Source organism: Halomonas sp. (genome assembly GCF_033549285.1).
Taxonomy (GTDB): domain Bacteria; phylum Pseudomonadota; class Gammaproteobacteria; order Pseudomonadales; family Halomonadaceae; genus Halomonas.
Map to the genome: position 1 here is coordinate 23538 of NZ_JAWSUJ010000003.1, position 21059 is coordinate 44596.

Here is a 21059-nt window from a genome sequence, read left to right on the forward strand (position 1 = left end):
CTTGGCCATTACCCAGTTAATCGGCAGCACCGCGAAAATCTTGAGGTCGAATCATCGCAGTGCCCCAAGGCCGATTGACCCTGCACTGGCCAGATTCAGTGACTGCTCGAGGGGACCCATGCTGTTCATGACCGCAATCAGCTTGTCGGCGTAGGCTGGATCGGTGGCGTAGCCCCCCTTCTGCAGGGCATGCGCCGCTTCGGCTGGGCTTCCGGCCGTGGTCACCGCCTGGTAACGGGGATTGTTCCCGATCAGGTTGGCATAGTCGATGAAAGCCTCCTCGAAGGAACCGTAGACCCTAAAGTCATCCCGAATTTTCTGACGACGCCCGTCATAAACCTCGTGGGTGACGATCTCGGTGGTATCTCCCTGCCAGCTACTACCGGCCTTGATACCGAAGAGGTTGTGGCTGTTGCCGCCATCACGTGTGGAGATCTCGTGGCGCCCCCATCCAGTCTCGAGCGCCGCCTGGGCCAAGATCAGCTCGGCCGGCACCCCGGTGGCTCGACTGGCAGCCTGGGCGGGAGCCTCGAGGCGACTCAGGAAAGTACGCACATGATCGGGCAGATCGTGGCGCTCTCGAGACGCCGGGGCCGCATCCGCTCGCTGAATGGCTTCCTCAGCTGTAGAAGAGGGTGTCAGGCTGCTCGTCATCGGCCGTGCGTCAAGCTCGGCCATGAAGCCCTTGGCATCGCTCTGTTCAGATGGCGCGGAATCCTCAGCAGGCAAGGCTTCGGTATCCGGCTGGATCGCATCACGTAGGGGCTTGGGTGTTCCACGCGGAATCCCGGCAATCAGGTCGTTTTCAGCTTGAGATGTTTGCTGCGGCACCAGGCCACGGTTCTCCAGTTCACTCACCAGCTTGTCGGCGAGGCCGATACCGCGACTCGCCATGGTCTGAGACCACTGCTGGTCGAGCATCGACTGAAAGAGCTCGCTCTGCTTGTTGTCGAGCAGGCCGGTAGTCGGCACTGCATCGCGCATGCTCTTGACCATCATCTGTATGAACAGGGCCTCGAACTGCTTCGCCGCCGCCTCGGCACCACCCGCAGGGTCCTGACGGGCGCTATGCTTGAGCCGCTGCAGGCCCTGCATCTCCAAAGCAAACTGGCCTTCAATTCCATGACCGCTACTCAGCGCCATATCAGATGATCTCCAATTCCGCGCGTAGTGAGCCCGAGGCCTTCAGCGCCTCGAGGATCGACATCAGGTCGGCCGGGGTTGCCCCCAGTGTATTCAGCGCATCTACCAGTTCCGTCAGTTCGGCGCCCTCCACCACCTTCAACGTGCCGGGTTGCTGCTCGATGCTCACCTCGGTGTCCTGGACTACCACGGTCTGGCCGCCACCGAAGGGGTTGGGCTGGCTTACTCCCACATCGGTGTCGATAGTGATGGCGAGATTCCCATGGGCCACGGCGGCTTGGCGCAGGGTGACACGACCATTCATCGCGATGGCACCGGTTCGAGAGTTGAGCACGACCTTGGCTGCCGCTTCGGTCGGCGTGACACGCAACTGCTCGATGCGCGCCATGAAGTTGACCCGAGCGTTGTTATCTTGGGGGCCATCGAGAGCGATCACACGGCCGTTCTGTGCTGCGGCCACCGGACGGCCGAATTCCTGGTTGATGGCTGACACCACCCGCTGGGCTGTGCCGAAGTCTGAGCGGTTCAGCTCAAGCTCCAGAAGCCCACCACGAGCGCCTAGATCCAGCGGCACTTCCCTCTCAACCATGGCGCCACCCGTGATGCGACCACCAGCCTGCTGATTGATCTGCACGCTGCTGCCACCGCCCTGGGCACTGGCACCACTGACGAGCAAGTTGCCTTGGGCGATGGCGTAAGTGGCGCCGTCCGCCCCCTTCAGTGGCGTCATCAGTAGCGTACCGCCACGCAGACTACGGGCATTGCCCACAGAGGAGACATTGACGTCCAGCCGCTGACCGGGACGAGAGAACGGCGGCAAATCCGTCGTGACCATCACCGCTGCCACGTTGCGCAGCTGCATGTTGGTCCCCTCGGGTATTGTCACGCCCAGTTCATTGAGCATGTTGGTCAGGCTCTGCCCAGTAAACGGTGCTTGTGTCGTCTGGTCACCGGTGTTGTCCAGCCCGACAACCAGGCCATAGCCCACCAGAGCGTTGTCTCGAACGCCGGAAAAACTCGCCAATTCACGGATCTGTTCGGCACGCGCCGGGGTAGCTGCCAGTAACAGCACCAAAAAGACCATCGAAGTGGTGAAAAACCAGTTGAGTCGCACCTGCGGAGATGGCTTCACTATCGAACTCCTGCTAGAAGGGCGAGACGTTGAGGAAGAATCGCTGCAGCCAACCCATATGCTGTGCCTCGCTGATATATCCGTCGCCTACGTACTCGATACGGGCATCGGCCACCTGGGTCGACATCACGGCGCCCTGGCCGGTGATGGTGCGTGGGTCGACGACCCCGGAGAAACGGATAAACTCGGTGCCCTGGTTGATGGCGATCTGCTTCTCGCCACGCACACGCAGGTAGCCGTTGTTGAGCACTTCCAGCACAGAGACGGTAATGGTGCCGGTAAACGAGTTGTTGGCCTCGGAGCCGCCTCCACCGCTGAAGTCACTGTTGCCCTCGACGTCGAAGCCGTACTCTGAGAGTGTTTCAAGTGCATCGGGGAGCTGGGCCAGGTCGAGGCTCGAAGAGCCGTTACGATCGGCATTGGACTGACTGTTCTTACTGGCACTGACCTCCTCGTCCAGCACGATGGTCAGGATATCGCCGACCATGGTCGGACGCCGATCTTCGAACAGCGGGCGGTAACCGCGCTCAGCCTGATAGATGGAGCCGTTGGCCCGCGGCGGCGGCGGCTGAGGGATCTCGATACGCTCCTGCTCGCCCACCACCGAGGCGCGCGGAATCTGGGCGCAGCCGCCCATCAGCAGCATCAGCGCTGCCACCAGCAAAAGGCTCGGTGTGCCCAAACGCCCGGTCGTCATGCCGTCTCTCCTGCCATCATCGCTTAGAGCTGGCTCAGGCGTGCCAGCATCTCATCGCTGGTCTGCACTGCCTTACTGTTAATTTCGTAGGCACGCTGGGTCTGGATCATGCTCACCATCTCCTCCACCACGTTGACATTGGAGGTCTCGACGTAGCCCTGGAAGAGGCGGCCCGCACCGTTCATGCCGGGCATATTTTCATTGCGGGGCCCTGAAGACGCAGTCTCCATGTAAAGGTTGCCGCCGACACTCTCGAGACCGGTGGGATTAACAAAGGTGGATAAGGTGATTTGTCCCACCTCGTTGGGCTGGCTAGTGCCCGGCTCGGTCACGCTGACCACGCCATCCTCGCCGATGGAGATCGACAGGGCGTTATCGGGAATGATGATCGCCGGCTCAAGGGGATAGCCGTTGGCAGTCACCATCTGACCGTTCTCGTTGAGCTGAAAGCTGCCGTCACGGGTATAGGCGGTGCTGCCATCGGGCATCAGCACCTGGAAGAAACCCTGGCCGTTGATCGCAAGATCACGGGAGTTCTCGGTGTTCTCAAGCCCGCCCTGGGTGTGCAGTCGCTCGGTGGCCACGGGGCGCACGCCAGTACCCACCTGCATGCCGGAAGGCAGCCGGTCCTGGATGTTGTTCTGGGCGCCCGGCTGACGCATGTTCTGGTAGAGCAGGTCCTCGAACACTGCACGGGAGCGCTTGAAGCCGTTGGTGCTGACGTTCGCCAGGTTGTTGGAAATGACGTCCAGGTTGACCTGCTGAGATTCTAGGCCGGTCTTGGCTGTCCAGAGTGACTTGATCATGTCGTATTCCTAGCTAATGAGCGTGTGGCGCTTACCTAGCCCTGTATCGATAGCAGGCTGTTGGCGCGCTGGGCGTTCTCGTCTGCGGTGCTGATGCCCTTCATCTGCATCTCGTAGCGGCGCGCCACGTCGATCATCGACACCATTGCCTCGACGGCACTGACATTGCTGCCCTCCAGAGCACCACTGACCAGGGAGACCTCCTCATCCAGCGGCAGCACCGCGGGGGCTTCTCCCTCGGGGCCTGGTGCCGGACGGAAGAGGCCATCATCGCCGCGCAGCAGGCCCTGTTCAGGGGCCGAGACCAGCTTGAGCCGGTCCACTGGCACGAGAGCATCGGGATCCTCGCCGGCACCGATGGTACTGATGGTGCCGTCCGCACCGATTGAAACCTGAGCACCCAGCGGAATCTGTATCGGACCGCCCTCGCCCATTACCGGCCGGCCGTTGGCGGTCATCAGGATGCCGTCACCATCGACCTGCAAGTCGCCGCGGCGGCTATAGGCCTCGCCATCCGCCGCCTGTACGGTCAACCATCCGTTACCTTCCACCGCGACATCCAACGCTCGGCCAGTGCGGTTGATTGGCCCACTGGTGAAGTCCGACCCAGGCGTGGAGGCGGCTACAGATACACGGGTGTCGAGCGGACCATCGCCCTGCACTGGCACCGCGCGCATGGCGTGGAGCTGGGCGCGAAAGCCGGTGGTGCTGACGTTGGACAGGTTGTTGCTGACCACCGCCTGCTGCTCCATGCTCTGGCGCGCGCCACTCATGGCGGTATAAAGGATGCGATCCATGACTCAGTCTCCGCTCTTACCGCAGGTTGATAGCGGTCTGCAGGACTTCGTCCTGGGTTTTGATGGTCTGGGAGTTGGCCTGGTAAGCACGCTGGGTAACGATCATGTCCACCAGCTCGCGGGCCATGTCCACGTTAGAGGCCTCAATGGCACCAGACTCGATGCTGCCCAGCAGGCCGGTACCAGGCGCGCCAACAAGTTCCTGGCCGGAAGCCTGAGTTGCCGACCAGGCGTTATCGCCCTCCGGACGCAGGCCTTCGGGGTTACGGAAGTTGGCCATAGCGATCTGACCCGCCGCCACCGATTGCTCGTTGGAGAAGTTGCTCATGATCGTGCCATCGGCTTCGATGCTGATGCCTACGAAGGCGCCGGAGGTGTAACCATCCTGTTGGAGGTCGGTGGTACGGGAGGTGTTGCCAAACTGGGTGAAGTCGGCAACATCAATCTCGAAATCAAGGTCATTCGCGCCAGTACCTGGACCGAAACCTTCCACAATGATGCTAGCCGGCGTGGTTGTAATCTGACCGTTTGCATCAAACTGCAGAGTTGTACCGGCATTGGGATCTGTAGCAGTCGCGGGTGGGACGAGCTCACCACCTATGGCCACCTTAGCGAGCCACTGATTGTCGGTCGGAGTTTTCCTAAAGTAGACAGTTGTATTCTGGGGGTTCCCCAGCGAATCAAAGGCTGTAAAGTTGCTCGAGAAGTGATAATCGACCTCAGCCCCACCAATATCAGCAGTATTTAAGTCATCGTCAGTAACACGCGAGTCGAGGTTTGCCACCATGCTCACATTTTGCGTTGCCTTAGCTCCCAACTCCTCGGTACCGATCTGCAAGACCTCAGGCTGCCCCCCTGCCAGAACCACACCATCATCATTGGCATCAAACCCCATGATCCGTGCGCCCTGAGCGTTCTGCAGATAGCCATCGGCGGTCATGGAGAGCTGGCCGTTGCGGGAGTAGACCACCTGATCGTTCTGACTGAAGCGGAAGAAGCCCTCGCCGCTGATACCGAGATCAAGGTTGCGGCCTGTGCTCTCCAGGTTGCCCTCGCCGAAGTCCTGCAGCACCGTCGACATGCGCGTGCCAAGGCCAATCTTGGAATTGGCGAAGACGTCGGCGAACTGGGCGCTGGAGCTCTTGAAGCCCACGGTCTGGGAGTTGGCGATGTTGTTGCCCTGGACATCCAGGCTGGAGGCGGCGGCATTCAGGCCGCTGAGCGCTTGTGAAAAACCCATGGTGATGTTCCCTCTGCGTAAGCCGTAACCGGTGGTTGTTGGTTAGAGAATCTGCTTGATGGCGGACAGACCGACCTGTCCTTGCACGGCACCCAGGTCCAGAGCGAAGCCGCCGCTCTCATCGGTGGGCGTCACTGCATTGACCATGGCGTAGTTCAGGGCATCGACAGAGAGCTCCTCGCCGCCCTGACTCGCCTCGAGATTAATGCGGTAGGCGCCGTCGGGAGCCAAGTTGCCCTGATCTGTCTCGCCATCCCACTGGAAAGAGGAGACACCCGCATCCACGGCTCCGATGTCGTACCGCCGCACTACCTGGCCCGCACCGTCAGTAATGGTGACCTTGACGTTCTCCGCCGGCTCGCTGAGCTCCATGCCGAACGGCGTGGCGTTCACGTTGCCCTCGCCGTCACGCCCCACCAACACCCGATCACCCGGCACCATAACGCCCTGGCCAATCAGGCCCGCGGCCTCCAGGGCGCGGCCGGCATCGATCTGGCTGCCGATACCCTGCAGGGTCTCGTTGAGATCCTCGACGCCATTGAGCGTATTGATCTGTGCCAGCTGGGAGACCATCTCGCTATTGTCCATCGGCTTCAGCGGATCCTGGTTCTTCAGCTGAGCGATCATCATGGTCATGAAGTTATCGTTGAGTGCCTCGGAATCGTTACTCTTCGTACCGACACCCGCACGCGATCCGCTGACGCCATTGATGCCATTGAGCACGCTGTTATCGATTGTGGCTGCCACGGCTTAGCCCTCCCCCAGCGTCAGCGTCTTGAGCATCAGCTGCTTGTTGGTGTTCATCACCTCGACGTTGGCCTGGTAGGAGCGCGAGGCAGAGATCATGTTGACCATCTCACCCACCGGGTCGACGTTGGGCATGGTTACATAGCCCTCCCCGTCTGCCAGGGGGTGCTCGGGGCGGTACTCGAGTCGCATTGGCGAGGGGTCTTCCACCACCTCGCGCACACCGACGCCGCCAATGCCTTCCCGGGACTGGGCGCGGGTCTCGAACATCACCTGGCGGGCGCGGTAGGCCTCACCGTCGGGACCTGCCACGCTATCGGCGTTGGCCAGGTTGCTGGCGGTCACGTTCATGCGTTGCGACTGGGCACTCATGGCCGAGCCGGAAATCTCGAAGATGGAGAACATCGACATGCACTCGCTCCTGGTTATTCGGGCTGCATGGCCTTCTTGAGGCCCTGAATGCGGCTATTGAGGATGGTCAACGCAGACTGGTAGCGAACCGAATTGTCGGCGAACTGCGAGCGCTCCACATCCATGTCCACGGTGTTGCCGTCGAGACTCGGCTGCGCCGGGACGCGATAGAGCAGGTCCCGCGAGCCGAGGGGTGCACCACTGCCCTCGAGATGACGCTCAGAGGTTCTCGACAGCGACACACCATCCTGCCCGGTGCGGGACACGGCCTGTTTGAGGGCACTAGCGAAATCCATGTCACGCGCCTTGTAGCCGGGGGTGTCGGCATTGGCGATATTGCTGGACAGCACCTTCTGGCGCTCCTGGCGTAGCCCCAGCGCCTGCTGGTGCAAGTTCAATGATGCTTCGAGCCGGTCGATCATCCCCGCACTCTCCAAAAAGGGGTTTTGTCGATGCTGAAGAGTAGTGCGCAAGCCGTCACCCCAAAGGCAAGAACAGCCGACTTCGATACGCCTATTTCACGAGATACCGAACCTGCCTGAGGTCTAGAATCAACCAGCGAAACTACTTCCACCTACAACCCGGCGGTGTCCACATGCCCGGCCCTCTCTGGAAACGACTCCTCTGGCTCCTGCTATTCACGGCGCTGCCTCTGCCCTCGGCGGCCAACGAGCGCCTGATGCTGGAACGGGTACAGGCTCTACTTTACGAACGCGCCAGCACCTTCGGTGAGGAGGTGGTTATCGAGGTTTCACCCCCCAGCGCGCGGCTGGGCGAGTGTGAGAACCCCACCCCGTTCCTGCCCAACCCAGAAACCGAGTTGCGCAGCCGCGTCTCCGTGGGCGTGCGATGCGGAGAAGACGCTCGCCAGGTGCGATACCTGCAGGCCAGCGTCGAGATGGTCGGCCGCTATGTCGAGGTGGTCAAACGCGTTGAGCGGGGCCAGCCTCTGCGCGAAAGCGACCTGACACTGGCACGCGGCAACCTGGGGCGACTGCCAGGCGGTACCGTGATGGCGCTCGAGGACGCCATCGGCCAGCATGCCACCCGCCCTCTTGCCCCGGGACAGACACTCCAGGAGCACCATGTGCAGTCGCCACGCCTGGTCTATCGCAGGGATAGCGTGCAAGTGGAAGCCGCCGGTACCGGCTTTCGAGTACAGCGCGAGGGCGAGGCCATTGACGAAGGCGGCATGGGCGACAGCGTTCGGGTGAGACTTCCCGACCGCCTCATACTCGAAGGAAGGGTTGTGGGACCGGGGCGGGTCTCTGTGGACTTCTGAAACCACGACCGCCACACTTGAGACAAGACAATCGCCATAGGGGCTAAAGTTCTCGCCCGGATGGCCGATAGCCTGTGTAACGCATTGCTCACGAGGCTAACCACCGTGAAAATTGACAACCAGCACCCCAACCTGACCCGCCCGACGCAGGTCGAGTCACGCCAGGAGACTCAGAAGGTCCAGGGTCTCCAGGGGGGCAAGCAGCAGGACGCCGGCCCCGCCAGCATGACGCATCTGAGTCAGGCGGCTGCCGACACCAGCCAGGACATCGATAGCGCCCGCGTCGAGGAAATTCGTGAAGCCATTCGTGAAGGCAAGCTGGATATTCGCGCAGAACGCATCGCCGATGGCCTGATCGCCAGCGTCCAGGATCTCCTCAACCAGGAAGGCGGAAGCAAGTGAGCCTGTCACGACTCATAGAGACTCAAGCCTCCCGACTGGAGGCGCTTACCCGCTTGCTCACCCAAGAGCAGGAGCTGCTGCTTGCCGGCCAGGTGGAAGGAACGGCACTTGAGCAGCTGGCTGCTGACAAGCAGGCCCTGCTGGAGTCGCTGGAAGCCACTGAGAAAAGCCGCCTGTCCGTGCAACGCCGACTTGGCTACACCGCCGATGCCGAGGGCTCGCGTCAAGCCGCAGAGGATGCTGGCTGCCTGGAAGAGTGGCAGACAATGCTGGAACTGGCGCAGCAAACTGCACGCCAGAACCAGCGTAATGGCCGCCTTATCTCTGTTCGCACCCAACACAATCGCCAGATGCTTGACTACCTGCAAAGCATTGTCGAAGCCCGCCCCTACACCGCTAAGGGCCGCCAGCGCGGAGGCGAGGGACAACTCAACGCTTCAGCCTGAGGAATGAGCCTCTAGCCAGTCAGCCAGGACTTCCACAGCCATCGGCTCGGCAATGAAATACCCTTGAGCCTTGGTCACCCCATAGCGATCAACCACCTCCTGCTGAGCAAGATCTTCAACGCCAACGGCCGTCATCTCGATATTCAGAGCACCCAAGGCAGCGACCAGCGCTGCGAGAACCGCGTCAGATTGGGGAGCCCCCAGAGACGCTACCAACTCCCGCCCTACCTTTCCTCCGGAGATCGGCAGTTGCGCCAGTTTGGGCAACGCCAACACGTCGCCGCAGAGATTATCGGCCACCAGCCGCACCCCCGCGCGAGCTAACCTTCGCAACATGAGGTCATGGGACTCATCCAGCCCGGCAAGCACCTCACCATCGAACTCCAGAACTATCCCCGCGAGATCTTCTTTCATTTCGCGCAAGAAGCGATCCAGCGTACGCCCATCAAAAAGCGCCTGCGACAGCAGAGACACATCGACATTGACCGACAGCTCGAGCCTGGCCAGTGCACACCCCTTCGCCGCACAGAGCTGCCGCTGGCTGACCACCTGCTGAAGCACCCAGCGATTGAGGCGAACCATCTGCCCCATATCCCGGACCTCAGGAAGAAACTCACCGGGAAGCAGCCACCCTCGCCGAGGGTGACGCCAGCGCACCAGGCACTCCACGCCGGTGCAGCGCGCCTCTTCCAGGCTCCACTGAGGCTGGTAGACCAGACCAAAATGACGACCAGGCTCCATCAGGGCAAGCTGAAGCTCTTCACGGAATGCAGACCTGTCTGCCAACTGGCGCTTCAGCGCTCGGTCAAGGAAGGCATAGCCATTTGGCCCGGCATGTCGCTGCGCCTGCTCAGCCCCGGCCAACAGAGAAGCGGGCGAGCCACCATCATCGGGGTAGAACACAATCCCGATCGACAAACTCATCAACAGCGGCGGGGAATCCACCGACAAGGGGGCATCCATCGCCTCCAGACACCTCAGCGCCGCGGTCTGCAGACTCTCAGGCGCTACCGGGTGCTCAACCAGTACCCCCCAGCGATAACGTCCCAGATACGCAATGCTGTCTTCTACCCTAAGCGTGCTCGCCAGGCGACGACTGACCTGCTGCAACAACTGATGAACCATCGCCTCGCCGTGCTCACGTAGCACCCGGCTAGCACGATCGAGGCGGATCAACATCACCGCCACCCCTTGCTCAAGGCGGTCGGCACGATCCATGGCATGCTGGAGCCGATCCTCGAATATCCAGGTACTGGGAAGCCCAGTGACAGGATCGGCGAAAGGCGGTACCCGAGCACCTCCTCCCGCCCGCAGGTCGATGAAAGAAAGCATCCTCGCACCTGCTAGCTCATCGCTTACAGGGCAGGTTTCCGCCATAAGGAAAGGCCTGGGAGACTGGCTACCAGCTGCACTGAGCCACACACGGTGCCATGGCCCTTCCATCTCGAGGTCGCGACCATGCGAAAGCCAGCTGGTCAGCGTCACAATATCGCCAAATCGGGCACCAGCAGCTAGCGGCTCCTGCTGCCCCAGAAGCCGCCAGAACATTGGATTCGCCCAAAGAATACGACTATCCACATCAAGCAGGACATGGGCAACGGGTTCTGCCTCACCCACTGCTCTGGCCAGAGCCACCGGATGAAGGGCAACACCTTGAGCGCCAGGCTTGCCTGATGGTCCACGTGGTTCATATGCCATATCGCTGCCCCGGCACATCGGTATGTGCGTTCTTCACTTGAGTTTAGGCGCTCTCGCGCCAGCCGGAGGCAAAGAATTAGACGTTTGCCATATTACAACGCCTTATCGACCGAACCAGCCTTGACTTGAGTCTGCTTTCGCACAGATATCAGAACACTAAAGACTTTCTTGAAACGGCCGATAATCTAGCGAGATCAATACGATGACCAGCACGAGGCAAGGATGTCGCAAACCGATGATGGCTATACCCGGATCGAGCGCCCCAACGAGGTAGAATCGCTGCTGGATGCGCTAATGGAGCCGGGCGGTGCCTCTCTGCAGTTACTGGACGCTGGTGGCAAGCCGGATCCAGTGCTTCTGATAGACCAGATACCCGGCGAATCCCTGACCCTGGACATCAGCGCCATCCGTGAACTCGCCATCACGCTACGCCAGGAGCATCCATTTCGGATTCTGGGGCAAGTCCAGGGCAAGATGCTACGAACCCCAGCCATTACCGCCCAGTCCTGCCGGGAGGAAGACGGTCGCCTGCTGTGCGTCAGTGACTACCCGCTGCACCTGGAAGAGCTGCAGCGGCGCTCTTCGTTCAGAGCACGCCTGCGCATGGGAATGGAGGTCGGTGGAGTCCTGCGTGATGACCACGGGCACTCTGCCCAGGGCGATCTCAAGGACCTTTCACTGGAAGGCTGCCAGCTCGAATTGCCACTGACCGCAGGCGGGATATTAGCAGAGGCCGGCCAACCGCTCGAGATAGAGCTCTGCTTTCCCGACGGCACACGGTTTCTAGCACACGCCGAATCACGCCACCAGAAAGTCGACACCGAGCGCCAGAGCCTCCAGGTCGGCTTCCAGTTCAAGGGGGGGAGCCCGGACCAGGAGCGTCAGCTCTGGCATCTGGTACGAGAGATTGAGCGCGAAGCCGCCCGTTACGACGAGGGAGGAGAGGCGTCCCGGCTGCCATCGCTGTTATTCCAGGCCAGCACCACTGCCCCACCTGGCATAGGGAGGCGCAACACCCAGGCGTACGCCACGCCAATGGCCAAGCGGCTGGCTCGCATCGCCGGCTACCTGGACGCTCAGATGCTGGAACTTCAGCAAGGTGGCATTATCGACTCGGTACAACTCTCTCGCCACGCCGACCGCCTCCTCCAGCTTCACGACGAGGACCGCAGTGCGCTCCTGTTCGCCACCCGCTGCCTCCCACACGAACCACGCCTGGTACGCCACTGCCTGGCGGTCGCCGTCCAACTGCTGAACCTGGCTGGCCTCGATGGAATTCCCCGGGACTTATGCAAGGCCATGATTGCCTGCGCCATGATCCACGACCTCGGTAAAGCACTTCTTCCCACCGAGCTGCTCGAAGCCAAAGTGCTCGATTCTGACCAATACGCGCGCCTTCAACAGCATGTGCCTCTGCTGCTAGAGCGCACGACACACTGCCATTGGCTATCACGCGGCGTTCTCGCCTCGGTTGTCGAAAACATAAACGAACGCCTTGACGGAAGCGGCTACCCACGCAGGTTGCAGAGCAACGAACTTCATGAACTGGCGCGAGCCGCAGCCATTGTCGATGTGGTCGAAGCCATGCGACGTGACCGACCGGATCGCTCCGCCCACCGGATCGATGAGATCTATCGCCACCTCCTGTCCCAGCCAGACCGCTTCGATCAACGGTGGGTCAAAAGTTACATCAAGCGCTTCGGCCTATACCCCGTTGGCTCGCTAGTGATGTTCGCATCAGGCGATATGGGCTGGGTACAAGGCCTCGACAGCCAAGGGCGCCCCAACCGTATTCAGCTGACCAAGAAGACCGAGCCGCCCGGTCAAGCCCTCGGCGAGGTCATGCAAGGAGACATTTCGAGACACCTGGGCAAGGTCGTCCACGAGATTCCCGTTCCCACTTGAAACCTGCTGAGGGGAACCGCCACGTTAAAGTCCGGCCGCTCGATGCCGATAGACCGAAATAATGGGGTAGCTTGATGTTGTTCGATCCACCGCACTTGGCGACATCTGGCACACTTCGCCCAAATTGGCCACATCACGATATTCGCCCTGGCCCCTTGCGGCCATAACCAAACAGGAGCGACAACACCATGTCAGCTATGCGAGGAGCCGCCGCGTACGGACGCGGCGCCAGTGCCTACGCCCGAGTCGGCGTCGAGAGTGGCGTCATGTCTGCCAGCCCCCACCAGCTGATCGTCATGCTGTTCGATGGCGCCATCGCCGCGATCCGCACGGCCCGCATCCATCTTGAGGCTGGAAATACTGCCGAGAAAGGCAAGGCGATCTCCAAGGCCATGGATATCATCAATAACGGCCTGTCAGCTGCTTTGGATGCCGAAAAAGGCGGTGAGATCGCCGAGCGACTGGCTTCACTCTACGACTACACAACGCGCCTGCTGCTGGCGGCCAATCTGCGCAACGATGTCGAGAGCCTCAACCAAGCGGAAGCAATCCTCGAAGATATTGCCGGCGCCTGGAAAGAGATCGGCGGACCTGCATCGGCTCAAGGCTAACCTCCATGACCTCCTATGCCTTTTCGTCCAAGGATGTGGTGGCCGGTTACGAGACCCTGCTGCAACAAACTCGCCGCATGCTGGAGGCTACCAGCCGACAGGAGTGGGAGACCTTGGTCTCCTACGAAGCGTACTACGTACTACAGACAGAGCAGCTTAAACGGTTGGACGCAACGGTGCCGCTCACGGAGGAACATCAACGGCGCAAGGCAGAATTGATCGAGCAGATCCTCGAGAACAACCTTCACGTGCGTGATCGCCTGATGGCGAGGCGCGACGAGTTGGGGGAGCTGATCGACACGTCTCGCCGTCAACGAAACCTCAGCCGCGCCTACGGTGTCAGAGCGGGTAAACACACCTCTAGTCTGTCGCCGGACAATAAGAGCCTGACGTGAGCGGAATCACGCCGCTGCTGGACACACTCCTTCATCAGGTACTAGGGAAGCGCGTCGACACGCCGCCTCCCCAGGACCTGAACCAGCCGGTCAAGCCAACCTCCCCGGCTGATGCTCCGCGCGCCCTGCACAGCGACTCGAGGCTGGATGCTCGCACCGGCACCACACAAACCCAGACCACTACCCGAACCGCGACGAGCGTCGCTGAAAGCTCGGCGCCACTTCCCCGTCAAGAGGGTGCGCCGCCGGCCTCGTCCCAGACGCACCTGAGTAGCGCCGGCCGCACGATCGCCGACCTGCTGATGCGCTTTCCTGCACCACCCTCAATCCTTACGACGAAGACTCCACTGGTGCCAGCAGGCCAGGCACCCGACCCTACTCATGTGGCCTCGCGGCTGGAAGGCAGTGTGCGTGACAGTGGCTTGTTCTATGAGTCCCACCTGAACCGTTGGTACAAGGGCGAGCTACCACGGCAACAGCTGGAACGAGAGCCTCAGATGTGGCGTGTGCTTCGCTTCTCGCCCGCCGTGGCACCTGGCGCTGGCGGCCTGCAGGAGCAGAGACTTCTGCTGCCACCCGACACTCGCCCACACAACGCGAGTGTCGCTCATCAGCCTGTCCATTCATCCGCACCACACACCGCCACGACACCCACCTCCCCGACACCTTCTACCAATGCTCCTGCTATGGTTACAGCCACGGCCTCTACAGGCAGTCAGCCAGCTGAAACCGTGCAAACATCTCGTGGCACCGGCAGCGAGCCTCTGACGCTGCGACAGCCGCCCGCTGCCTTGCCGGACCCCGTTCACGAGAGCCTGCAGGGAATCGTTCGCCACCAGCTAGAAATGCTCGTGACTCCGGCGCTTCGCTGGGAAGGTGATGTCTGGAGCGGCTTGTTTATGGCTCTGCTGATTCAGCCACCCGCCGGGCAGCAGGAATCGAGGGAAGGAGCGCAGGATGAATCGGCCGGAGAGGATTCTCAGCGCACCTGGCGTTCCGACATCGACCTCGATGTCCAAGGCGCCGGGCGCATCAAGGCCGCCGTATGGATGCAGGCCACACAACTCGAGATCGATATGCAGATTGCCGATAGCGACACCCTTGAACGCCTGCGGGAAGGGCTCGCTCCTCTCAAGGCCCGCCTGAGTGGCCATGGCTTCGAGGATGTAGCCGTTACACTGTCGCGCCTGACGACGGAGCCTACCGATGCCGCCTCATGATCCGAACCAACAGCGCCGCCAGGCCGTAGCTCTGGCCTATCAGGGTAGCGACGACGCCCCACGCGTCATCGCTCAGGGTTATGGGGAGCTGGCGGAACGCATCATTGCCGAGGCAAAGCGGCAGGGCATCCATGTCCACGACGCCCCGGAGTTGGTGGGACTGCTGATGCAACTCGACTTGGACGACCAGATACCACCTCGCCTTTATCAGGTCATCGCTGAGCTTCTGGTGTGGGTATACGAGCGCGCACCGCGAGAAAAGGAACCCGTCACATAGCCTGATAATGTAAAGAAATGTAAAAAGCTAAGCATGGTTAGCAACAACCAGCAACACATTAGCCATCTGATTCTGTTCATCTTTTGAGCATTAGAAACATCATCCGTCGCACCTCCGCCACTCCCCTACCTCTTTAGGAAGATTGCATCGCCATGATTGGCGATGACAATGGCTCCCACGACAGGCCGCCGGCACGCCCCGCGGACTAAAAAATCACCTGGCCGCCCGACGGCCGGACAAGAAGACGTCGCCAGGGAACCATGACATCCAACACACTGTGCGAAGAGATCCAGGAGCTGAACCTGGCCTACTTGCTGCTCGCCCAGCGCCTGCTCGGTGCGGATCGCGATGAGGCGATGTTCCGCTTGAAGCTCGATGACGAGACTGCCGCTCTGATTGAAGGGCTGAATGCTCGTCAGCTCACTCGCCTATCACGCACTAACCAGTTGCTCTGCCACTTCAGCATCAATAGTTCCGAACAGCTGCGTCAGATAACGGAAAACCCTCGTGAGCAGGGTCTCGCCTCGCTGCATGCTTCGCTGCTGATGGCTTCTAGGGCAAATGACCAGCCCCGAGGCGATCGCCATGCCTGACAAGAGCCTTCTGATAGAGATGCAGCAGGTGCAGCTGGCGATCGACCTAATCGAGCTGGGCGCGAGACTGCAGGTACTGGAGACAGAGACCGACCTGAGTCGAGCGCGCCTGGTGAGGCTGTTCAAGGAAATTCGCGGCATGTCGCCCCCCAAGGGGATGCTGCCCTTCTCCACCGACTGGTTCATCACCTGGATGCCCAACATCCACTCGTCGCTGTTCTACAACATTTACATCCGCCTTCGAGAGGATCAGGGCTGCGAGCGCATGACCGCCTTCATCAAGGCCTACCGCCTCTATTCAGAACAGATCGACAGCGACAACGCCGAGGCCGCACTCGGGTTGACTCGCGCCTGGACGCTGATTCGCTTCTTCGAGAGCGACCTGCTGCAGCTTTCTACCTGCACTCGCTGTTCAGGGCATTTTGTGGCGCACGCCCACAGCCCCACGCACGATTACGTATGCGGCATCTGCCAGCCCCCTTCCCGAGCCGGAAAAACACGACGTCGGCGCGAGGCCGACATGCACGAGACCGATGGCAGGCATCTGGAAAAAGTACGGCCACGACGTCTCGCCTGAACCCGATACGCCCCGAGAGCCAACCTCCCGGGGCGTTTCTTTTCGCCCCCTCCCTCAAGTCTGCCACCGCCTCGCCGATAACTGGGAAAGAACTTCAACCCACGATTCGGTTAAGGGATAGCGGCTGTGCTGATACCCATCGGTTACCTTGTGGTACTGCTTTCCGTATTCGGAGGCTTCGCGCTGGCGGGCGGTCATCTCGGCCCGCTTTTTCAGCCAACGGAGTTCCTGATGATCGGCGGCGCCGGTATCGGCGCCTTTATCGCCGCCAACAATGGCAAGGCCATCAAGGCCACCTTTCGCATCTTCGGCCGTCTGCGCCGCTCCAAGCGCTACGACAAGTCCTTGTACATGGAGCTGATGGCAGTTCAGTACAAGATACTGGTCAAGATCCGTCGCGACGGGATGCTGGGCATCGAGCGTGACATTGATAACCCACAGGACAGTGCCCTGTTCAACGAGCACCCACGAATCCTGGACGATCCTACCATCATGGCCTTTCTTACCGACTACCTGCGCTTGATGGTCAGCGGGACCATGGAGCCCATGGAAATCGATGAACTGATGCTCCATGAGATCGAAGCCTTCGAGCAGGAGGCACACATCCCTATCGACGCCATCGCCAAGGTGGGCGACGCCATGCCGGCCTTCGGCATCGTCGCCGCCGTAATGGGCGTGGTGAAGGCGCTGAGCGCGGCCGATGCGGCTCCCGACCAGATGGGCCAGATGATTGCACACGCTCTGGTTGGCACCTTCCTGGGCATCCTCGCCGGCTACGGCTTCGTCAACCCGCTGGCAAGCCGAGTGGAGCGTCAGGCAAAAGAAGTCGAGAAGGTGCTTCAGTGCATGCGGGTCACGTTGATGGCCAGCCTTCACGGTTATGCACCGCAACTGGCAGTGGAGTTCGGTCGCAAGGCACTGCACAGCGAAGAGCGCCCCGGTTTCACCGAACTGGAGGAGTATGTGCGCAACCCCAAAGCGAGTGAAGGGGGCGCATGAGCAACGACCGTCGACCCATCATCATCCGCCGCAAGAAGGTAGTGCATCAGCACCACGGCGGCAGCTGGAAGATAGCCCTGGCAGATTTCATGACCGCACTGATGGCGCTCTTCCTGGTGATGTGGATCCTGTCACAGTCAACACCAACCCAGCGCGAGGCCGTAGGCGAGTACTTCCGCACTCCCCTAGTCACGGCGATCACCGGTGGCGACGGCCAGGCCCAGAGCGAAAATGTCATTCCTGGCGGCGGCCCGGACCCCACACATGCGGAGGGGGAGCGAGCGCGTATTGATCTCAGGCAGCAGACCCGGCCCAGCGATGTTCAGCGGCGCGCATTTCGCGACCTCCAGCAGCGCATCGAGACAGCCATCAACGCCGACCCTGACCTTCGCCAGCTGCGTCAGCAGCTGCGGTTCGAGATGACGCCTGAGGGACTGCGTATTCAGCTCCTGGATACTGATCAACGTCCCATGTTCGACCTCGGCAGCAACCAGATTGCCCCCTACATGCGCGACCTGCTGCAAACCATAGCACCGCTGCTGAATGAGCTCGATAACGACCTCAGCATCAGTGGCCATACCGACAACCTGGCGTACCTGACGGGTTATCGCGGCTACAGCAACTGGGAACTCTCCAGTGACCGCGCCAATGCTTCACGGCGCGAACTGGTCGCCGGCGGATTGGATCCGAACAAGCTGCTACGCGTCTCCGGCTTTGCAGACAGAGTACCTATGCCGGAAACCGATGCCAGCGACCCGATCAATCGACGTATCGAACTGCTGGTGCTGTTCGATGAAGTCGCTCAGCGAATTCGTCGACCGGGCACTCTCAACGGAGCAGGAGCGCCATCGCCACTAGGTCGACGCATGCCACAGGTGGATACGGCTCCCGTGGAACGCTTTACCGAGAGCCTTCGGGGCGCCCTCGGCACGGACTAAGGCCCGACACTGGGCATCACATTTTCAGGGCAGGGGTAGCGCATGGATATCACCGATTTCTATGACACATTTTTCGAGGAGGCGGAAGAGCTTCTCGCCGACATGGAGCGTCACCTCCTCGAGCTGGATATCGACGAGCCGGATGCCGAACAGCTCAATGCCATCTTCCGCGCGGCCCACTCCATCAAGGGCGGCGCTGGCACCTTCGGCTTCGATGTCCTGCAGAAAACCACCCACCTGTTCGAGAACCTGCTCGACCATGCCCGCCGCGGTGAGATGACGCTGCGCCGAGACATCATCGACACCTTCCTGGAAACCAAGGATATGCTGCACGACCAGCTCGACGCCTACCGCAACGACGAGGAGCCGAATCAGGAGGCCTTCGCCCGCATCTGTCAGACCCTCCAGCAACTCGCCCTGGAGGAGATCGGCAAGGGGCTCGAGGGGGCCGAGGACGTGCCAGCACCAAGTCGTGCATCGGAGACTCCCCCGGATAACACCACACAGCCAGACACTGGGGGGATCAGCACCACCACCCCCCCTGAAAGCGTGGCAGACGCAGACGGTGAGCAGCGGCTGGTAGTGGCGCTTCTCGATGTCAGTGACAAGGACCGTGCGTTACTGGTCGAAGAGCTGGAGCAGCTAGGGGAGATACAGGCCCAGGATGGCAACCAGCAGTGTTATGAGGTCACCTTGACCACGGCTGTGAGCCGCGACGATATCGAAGCCGTAATGTGCTTCATCACCGAACCCGAGCAGGTGCACATTCGCGTCGACGAGAGCGAGGAGGCCATTGTTCCGCCCTCCACGCCGGCTTCAGGCGGCGATGTCAGTGAAACATCCGATCCTGATAGCAGCATGTCCGGCGAGTCCGCACAGCCCCCCGCCCAAGCCGCTGCTGCACCAGCCAAGACCGATGGCGGCAACACCACGGCGGATGCATCCAAGGTTGGCAAGCCCAGTTCCGACGAGCCCAAGCCGAAAAAGGCCAAGGCAAGCGAATCCAGCTCAATCCGTGTGTCGGTGGATAAGGTCGACCAGATCATCAACCTTGTCGGTGAACTGATCATCACTCAGTCGATGCTCGACCAGACCGTCAGCGAGATGGACGGTATGAGCAACGCCAGTCTGCTCAACGGTATGAGCCTGTTACAGCGCAATGCCCGTGACCTGCAAGAAGCCGTCATGTCAGTACGCATGATCCCCATGGACTTCGTTTTCAGCCGCTTTCCTCGCGTAGTACGAGAGACATCCAGCAAGCTTGGCAAGGAGATCGAGCTGGTTACCGAGGGCGAGTCCACCGAACTGGACAAGAGCCTGACCGAGCGCATCATCGACCCCCTTACCCACCTGGTCCGCAACAGCCTCGACCACGGCATCGAGCCACCGGAAGTGCGCGAGGCCAATGGCAAGCCTCGCACGGGCAAGCTGACACTCTCAGCCAGGCATCAAGGCGGCAACATCATTATCGAGGTAAGTGACGACGGCGCAGGCCTCGACCGTGACAAGCTCCTGGCCAAGGCTCAGGAAAGCGGATTGCCTGTCTCGGAGAACATGAGTGATGACGAGGTGTGGCAGCTGATCTTTGCGCCAGGCTTCTCCACTGCCAAGGAAGTTACCGACGTATCCGGCCGCGGAGTCGGGATGGACGTGGTCAAGCGCAATATCCAGGGCATGGGCGGACAGGTGCAGATCATGTCGGCCAGGGGCAAGGGCACCACCATTCGTATCGTGCAACCACTGACGCTTGCCATCCTTGACGGCATGTCAATCAAGGTCGGCAACGAAGTATTCATCCTGCCGCTCTCGACCGTACTCGAATCACTTCAGCCCTCCAGAGACAACCTCTACCCCATGGCTGGTGACGACGTGGTGCTCAAGGTGCGCGACGAGTATTTGCCGGTCGTTGCCGTGCACGAAGCGCTGGACGTGGCCAATGCCAAGACTGAGCTCAACGACACCATCGCCGTCATCGTGCAGGGAGAAGGACGTCGTTACGCCTTGCTGGTGGATGACCTAGTCGGACAGCAACAAGTGGTGGTCAAGAACCTCGAGACCAACTATCGCAAGGTGCCAGGCATCTCCGCCGCGACCATCCTGGGCGACGGCAGCGTCGCCCTGATCCTCGACATCGCTGATCTACACCGTCTCAACCGCGCCAAGAAAGAGGCGCGGCATCAGCAACGTCCTCATCACGACCTGGAGCGTCGTCTCCAAACCGAAGGAGAAGTCTCATGAGCAGCCTCACCAACCCCAGCCTCGATGCGGCAACCCTGGAAGCTCAGAGCCGCGAGTTTCTGGTGTTCTCGCTCGGCGAGGAAGAGTACGCAATCGATATCCTTAAGGTGCAGGAGATCCGCGGTTACGAGAACGTCACCCGCATTGCCAACGCGCCGGACTTCATCAAGGGGGTCACCAACCTGCGGGGGGTGATCGTGCCCATCGTCGACCTGCGCATCAAGTTCCACCTCGACAAGGTCGAGTATGGCGGTCAAACAGTCGTGATCGTGGTCAATGTCGCCGACCGCGTTGTTGGCATCGTGGTCGACGGTGTCTCCGACGTCATGACCCTGACGCCGGAGCAGATCAAGCCGGCCCCAGAGTTTGGCGTGACCCTCTCCTCAGACTTCCTCAGCGGGCTGGGTAGCCTGGAGGACCGGATGCTGGTGCTGGTGGATATCGACAAGCTTTTGACCAGTGACGAAATGGCCCTCGTGGAACAAGCCAGCGAGTAAGGCAGAGA

Annotated in this window: 24 protein-coding genes; 14 read left to right on the plus strand and 10 right to left on the minus strand. The window is 60.8% G+C overall.

All coding sequences use genetic code 11. The features are described from left to right. Positions 1–51: 51 nt before the first annotated feature. From flgJ to flgB, 9 genes are all read right to left on the minus strand, one after another. Positions 52–1143 carry a flagellar assembly peptidoglycan hydrolase FlgJ gene (gene flgJ, locus SCI24_RS01345; protein ID WP_318723588.1) on the minus strand — a complete coding sequence of 364 codons (1092 nt, stop codon included), beginning with the start codon at positions 1141–1143 and terminating at the stop codon, positions 52–54. Position 1144: 1 nt separating this feature from the next. After that, on the minus strand, positions 1145–2227 hold the full coding sequence (locus tag SCI24_RS01350) for a flagellar basal body P-ring protein FlgI (protein ID WP_318723637.1): 1083 nt from the start codon (positions 2225–2227) through the stop codon (positions 1145–1147). A 61-nt stretch (positions 2228–2288) separates the two neighbouring features. Continuing rightward, entirely contained in the window at positions 2289–2972 is a 684-nt protein-coding gene (locus SCI24_RS01355; protein ID WP_318723589.1) for a flagellar basal body L-ring protein FlgH, read from the minus strand. 23 nt (positions 2973–2995) lie between these two features. Next, positions 2996–3778, minus strand: coding sequence for a flagellar basal-body rod protein FlgG (flgG, locus tag SCI24_RS01360; protein WP_232911416.1), 783 nt, complete (start codon positions 3776–3778; stop codon positions 2996–2998). Positions 3779–3813: 35 nt separating this feature from the next. Then, positions 3814–4575, minus strand: a complete 762-nt coding sequence (flgF, locus tag SCI24_RS01365) for a flagellar basal-body rod protein FlgF (RefSeq protein ID WP_318723590.1) — start codon at positions 4573–4575, stop codon at positions 3814–3816. A gap of 16 nt (positions 4576–4591) precedes the next feature. Next, complete coding sequence (gene flgE / locus SCI24_RS01370) at positions 4592–5815, minus strand: flagellar hook protein FlgE (protein ID WP_318723591.1); 1224 nt, start codon at positions 5813–5815, stop codon at positions 4592–4594. A 42-nt stretch (positions 5816–5857) separates the two neighbouring features. Further along, positions 5858–6562 carry a flagellar hook assembly protein FlgD gene (flgD, locus tag SCI24_RS01375; RefSeq protein WP_318723592.1) on the minus strand — a complete coding sequence of 235 codons (705 nt, stop codon included), beginning with the start codon at positions 6560–6562 and terminating at the stop codon, positions 5858–5860. A 3-nt stretch (positions 6563–6565) separates the two neighbouring features. Further along, a complete protein-coding gene (gene flgC, locus SCI24_RS01380; protein ID WP_318723593.1) occupies positions 6566–6973 on the minus strand; it encodes a flagellar basal body rod protein FlgC in 408 nt (135 codons plus the stop codon). Between the two features lie 14 nt (positions 6974–6987). Then, complete coding sequence (flgB, locus tag SCI24_RS01385; RefSeq protein ID WP_318723594.1) at positions 6988–7395, minus strand: flagellar basal body rod protein FlgB; 408 nt, start codon at positions 7393–7395, stop codon at positions 6988–6990. A gap of 173 nt (positions 7396–7568) precedes the next feature. Between flgB and flgA the strand changes: the two genes are divergently transcribed. The 3 genes from flgA to SCI24_RS01400 are packed head-to-tail and all read left to right on the plus strand — an operon-like array spanning position 7569 to position 9103. Next, positions 7569–8255, plus strand: coding sequence for a flagellar basal body P-ring formation chaperone FlgA (gene flgA, locus SCI24_RS01390; RefSeq protein WP_318723595.1), 687 nt, complete (start codon positions 7569–7571; stop codon positions 8253–8255). A gap of 60 nt (positions 8256–8315) precedes the next feature. After that, positions 8316–8657 carry a flagellar biosynthesis anti-sigma factor FlgM gene (gene flgM, locus SCI24_RS01395; RefSeq protein WP_318723596.1) on the plus strand — a complete coding sequence of 114 codons (342 nt, stop codon included), beginning with the start codon at positions 8316–8318 and terminating at the stop codon, positions 8655–8657. Continuing rightward, positions 8654–9103, plus strand: a complete 450-nt coding sequence (locus SCI24_RS01400) for a flagella synthesis protein FlgN (RefSeq protein ID WP_318723597.1) — start codon at positions 8654–8656, stop codon at positions 9101–9103. The genes flgM and SCI24_RS01400 overlap by 4 nt, the downstream gene beginning before the upstream one ends. Here SCI24_RS01400 and SCI24_RS01405 read toward each other — a convergent pair. Then, positions 9095–10435 (minus strand): phosphodiesterase, encoded by a 1341-nt coding sequence (locus SCI24_RS01405; protein WP_318723598.1) that lies wholly within the window; start codon positions 10433–10435, stop codon positions 9095–9097. The two genes, SCI24_RS01400 and SCI24_RS01405, sit on opposite strands and share 9 nt — an antisense overlap. Positions 10436–11023: 588 nt before the next feature. On the opposite strand from SCI24_RS01405, the gene SCI24_RS01410 reads away from it, so the two are divergent. From SCI24_RS01410 to SCI24_RS01460, 11 genes are all read left to right on the plus strand, one after another. Then, positions 11024–12706, plus strand: a complete 1683-nt coding sequence (locus tag SCI24_RS01410; protein ID WP_318723599.1) for an HD domain-containing phosphohydrolase — start codon at positions 11024–11026, stop codon at positions 12704–12706. 188 nt (positions 12707–12894) lie between these two features. Continuing rightward, entirely contained in the window at positions 12895–13317 is a 423-nt protein-coding gene (fliS, locus tag SCI24_RS01415) for a flagellar export chaperone FliS (protein WP_318723600.1), read from the plus strand. Positions 13318–13322: 5 nt separating this feature from the next. Further along, entirely contained in the window at positions 13323–13712 is a 390-nt protein-coding gene (locus SCI24_RS01420) for a flagellar protein FliT (protein WP_318723601.1), read from the plus strand. A gap of 899 nt (positions 13713–14611) precedes the next feature. Further along, positions 14612–14932 carry a flagellar hook-length control protein FliK gene (locus SCI24_RS01425; protein WP_318723602.1) on the plus strand — a complete coding sequence of 107 codons (321 nt, stop codon included), beginning with the start codon at positions 14612–14614 and terminating at the stop codon, positions 14930–14932. Beyond that, positions 14919–15209 (plus strand): EscU/YscU/HrcU family type III secretion system export apparatus switch protein, encoded by a 291-nt coding sequence (locus SCI24_RS01430; protein WP_318723603.1) that lies wholly within the window; start codon positions 14919–14921, stop codon positions 15207–15209. The genes SCI24_RS01425 and SCI24_RS01430 overlap by 14 nt, the downstream gene beginning before the upstream one ends. A 260-nt stretch (positions 15210–15469) precedes the next feature. Beyond that, positions 15470–15802, plus strand: a complete 333-nt coding sequence (flhD, locus tag SCI24_RS01435; protein WP_318723604.1) for a flagellar transcriptional regulator FlhD — start codon at positions 15470–15472, stop codon at positions 15800–15802. After that, entirely contained in the window at positions 15795–16379 is a 585-nt protein-coding gene (flhC, locus tag SCI24_RS01440) for a flagellar transcriptional regulator FlhC (protein WP_318723605.1), read from the plus strand. The genes flhD and flhC overlap by 8 nt, the downstream gene beginning before the upstream one ends. A 126-nt stretch (positions 16380–16505) precedes the next feature. Then, a complete protein-coding gene (gene motA / locus SCI24_RS01445) occupies positions 16506–17378 on the plus strand; it encodes a flagellar motor stator protein MotA (RefSeq protein WP_318723606.1) in 873 nt (290 codons plus the stop codon). Next, entirely contained in the window at positions 17375–18316 is a 942-nt protein-coding gene (gene motB, locus SCI24_RS01450) for a flagellar motor protein MotB (protein ID WP_318723607.1), read from the plus strand. The genes motA and motB overlap by 4 nt, the downstream gene beginning before the upstream one ends. 42 nt (positions 18317–18358) lie before the next feature. Continuing rightward, the gene (gene cheA, locus SCI24_RS01455) at positions 18359–20554 is read left to right on the plus strand and encodes a chemotaxis protein CheA (protein ID WP_318723608.1); all 2196 of its coding nucleotides are present in this window, start codon (positions 18359–18361) and stop codon (positions 20552–20554) included. After that, a complete protein-coding gene (locus SCI24_RS01460) occupies positions 20551–21051 on the plus strand; it encodes a chemotaxis protein CheW (protein ID WP_232911447.1) in 501 nt (166 codons plus the stop codon). Before cheA ends, SCI24_RS01460 begins: the two co-directional genes overlap by 4 nt. Positions 21052–21059 lie beyond the last annotated feature (8 nt).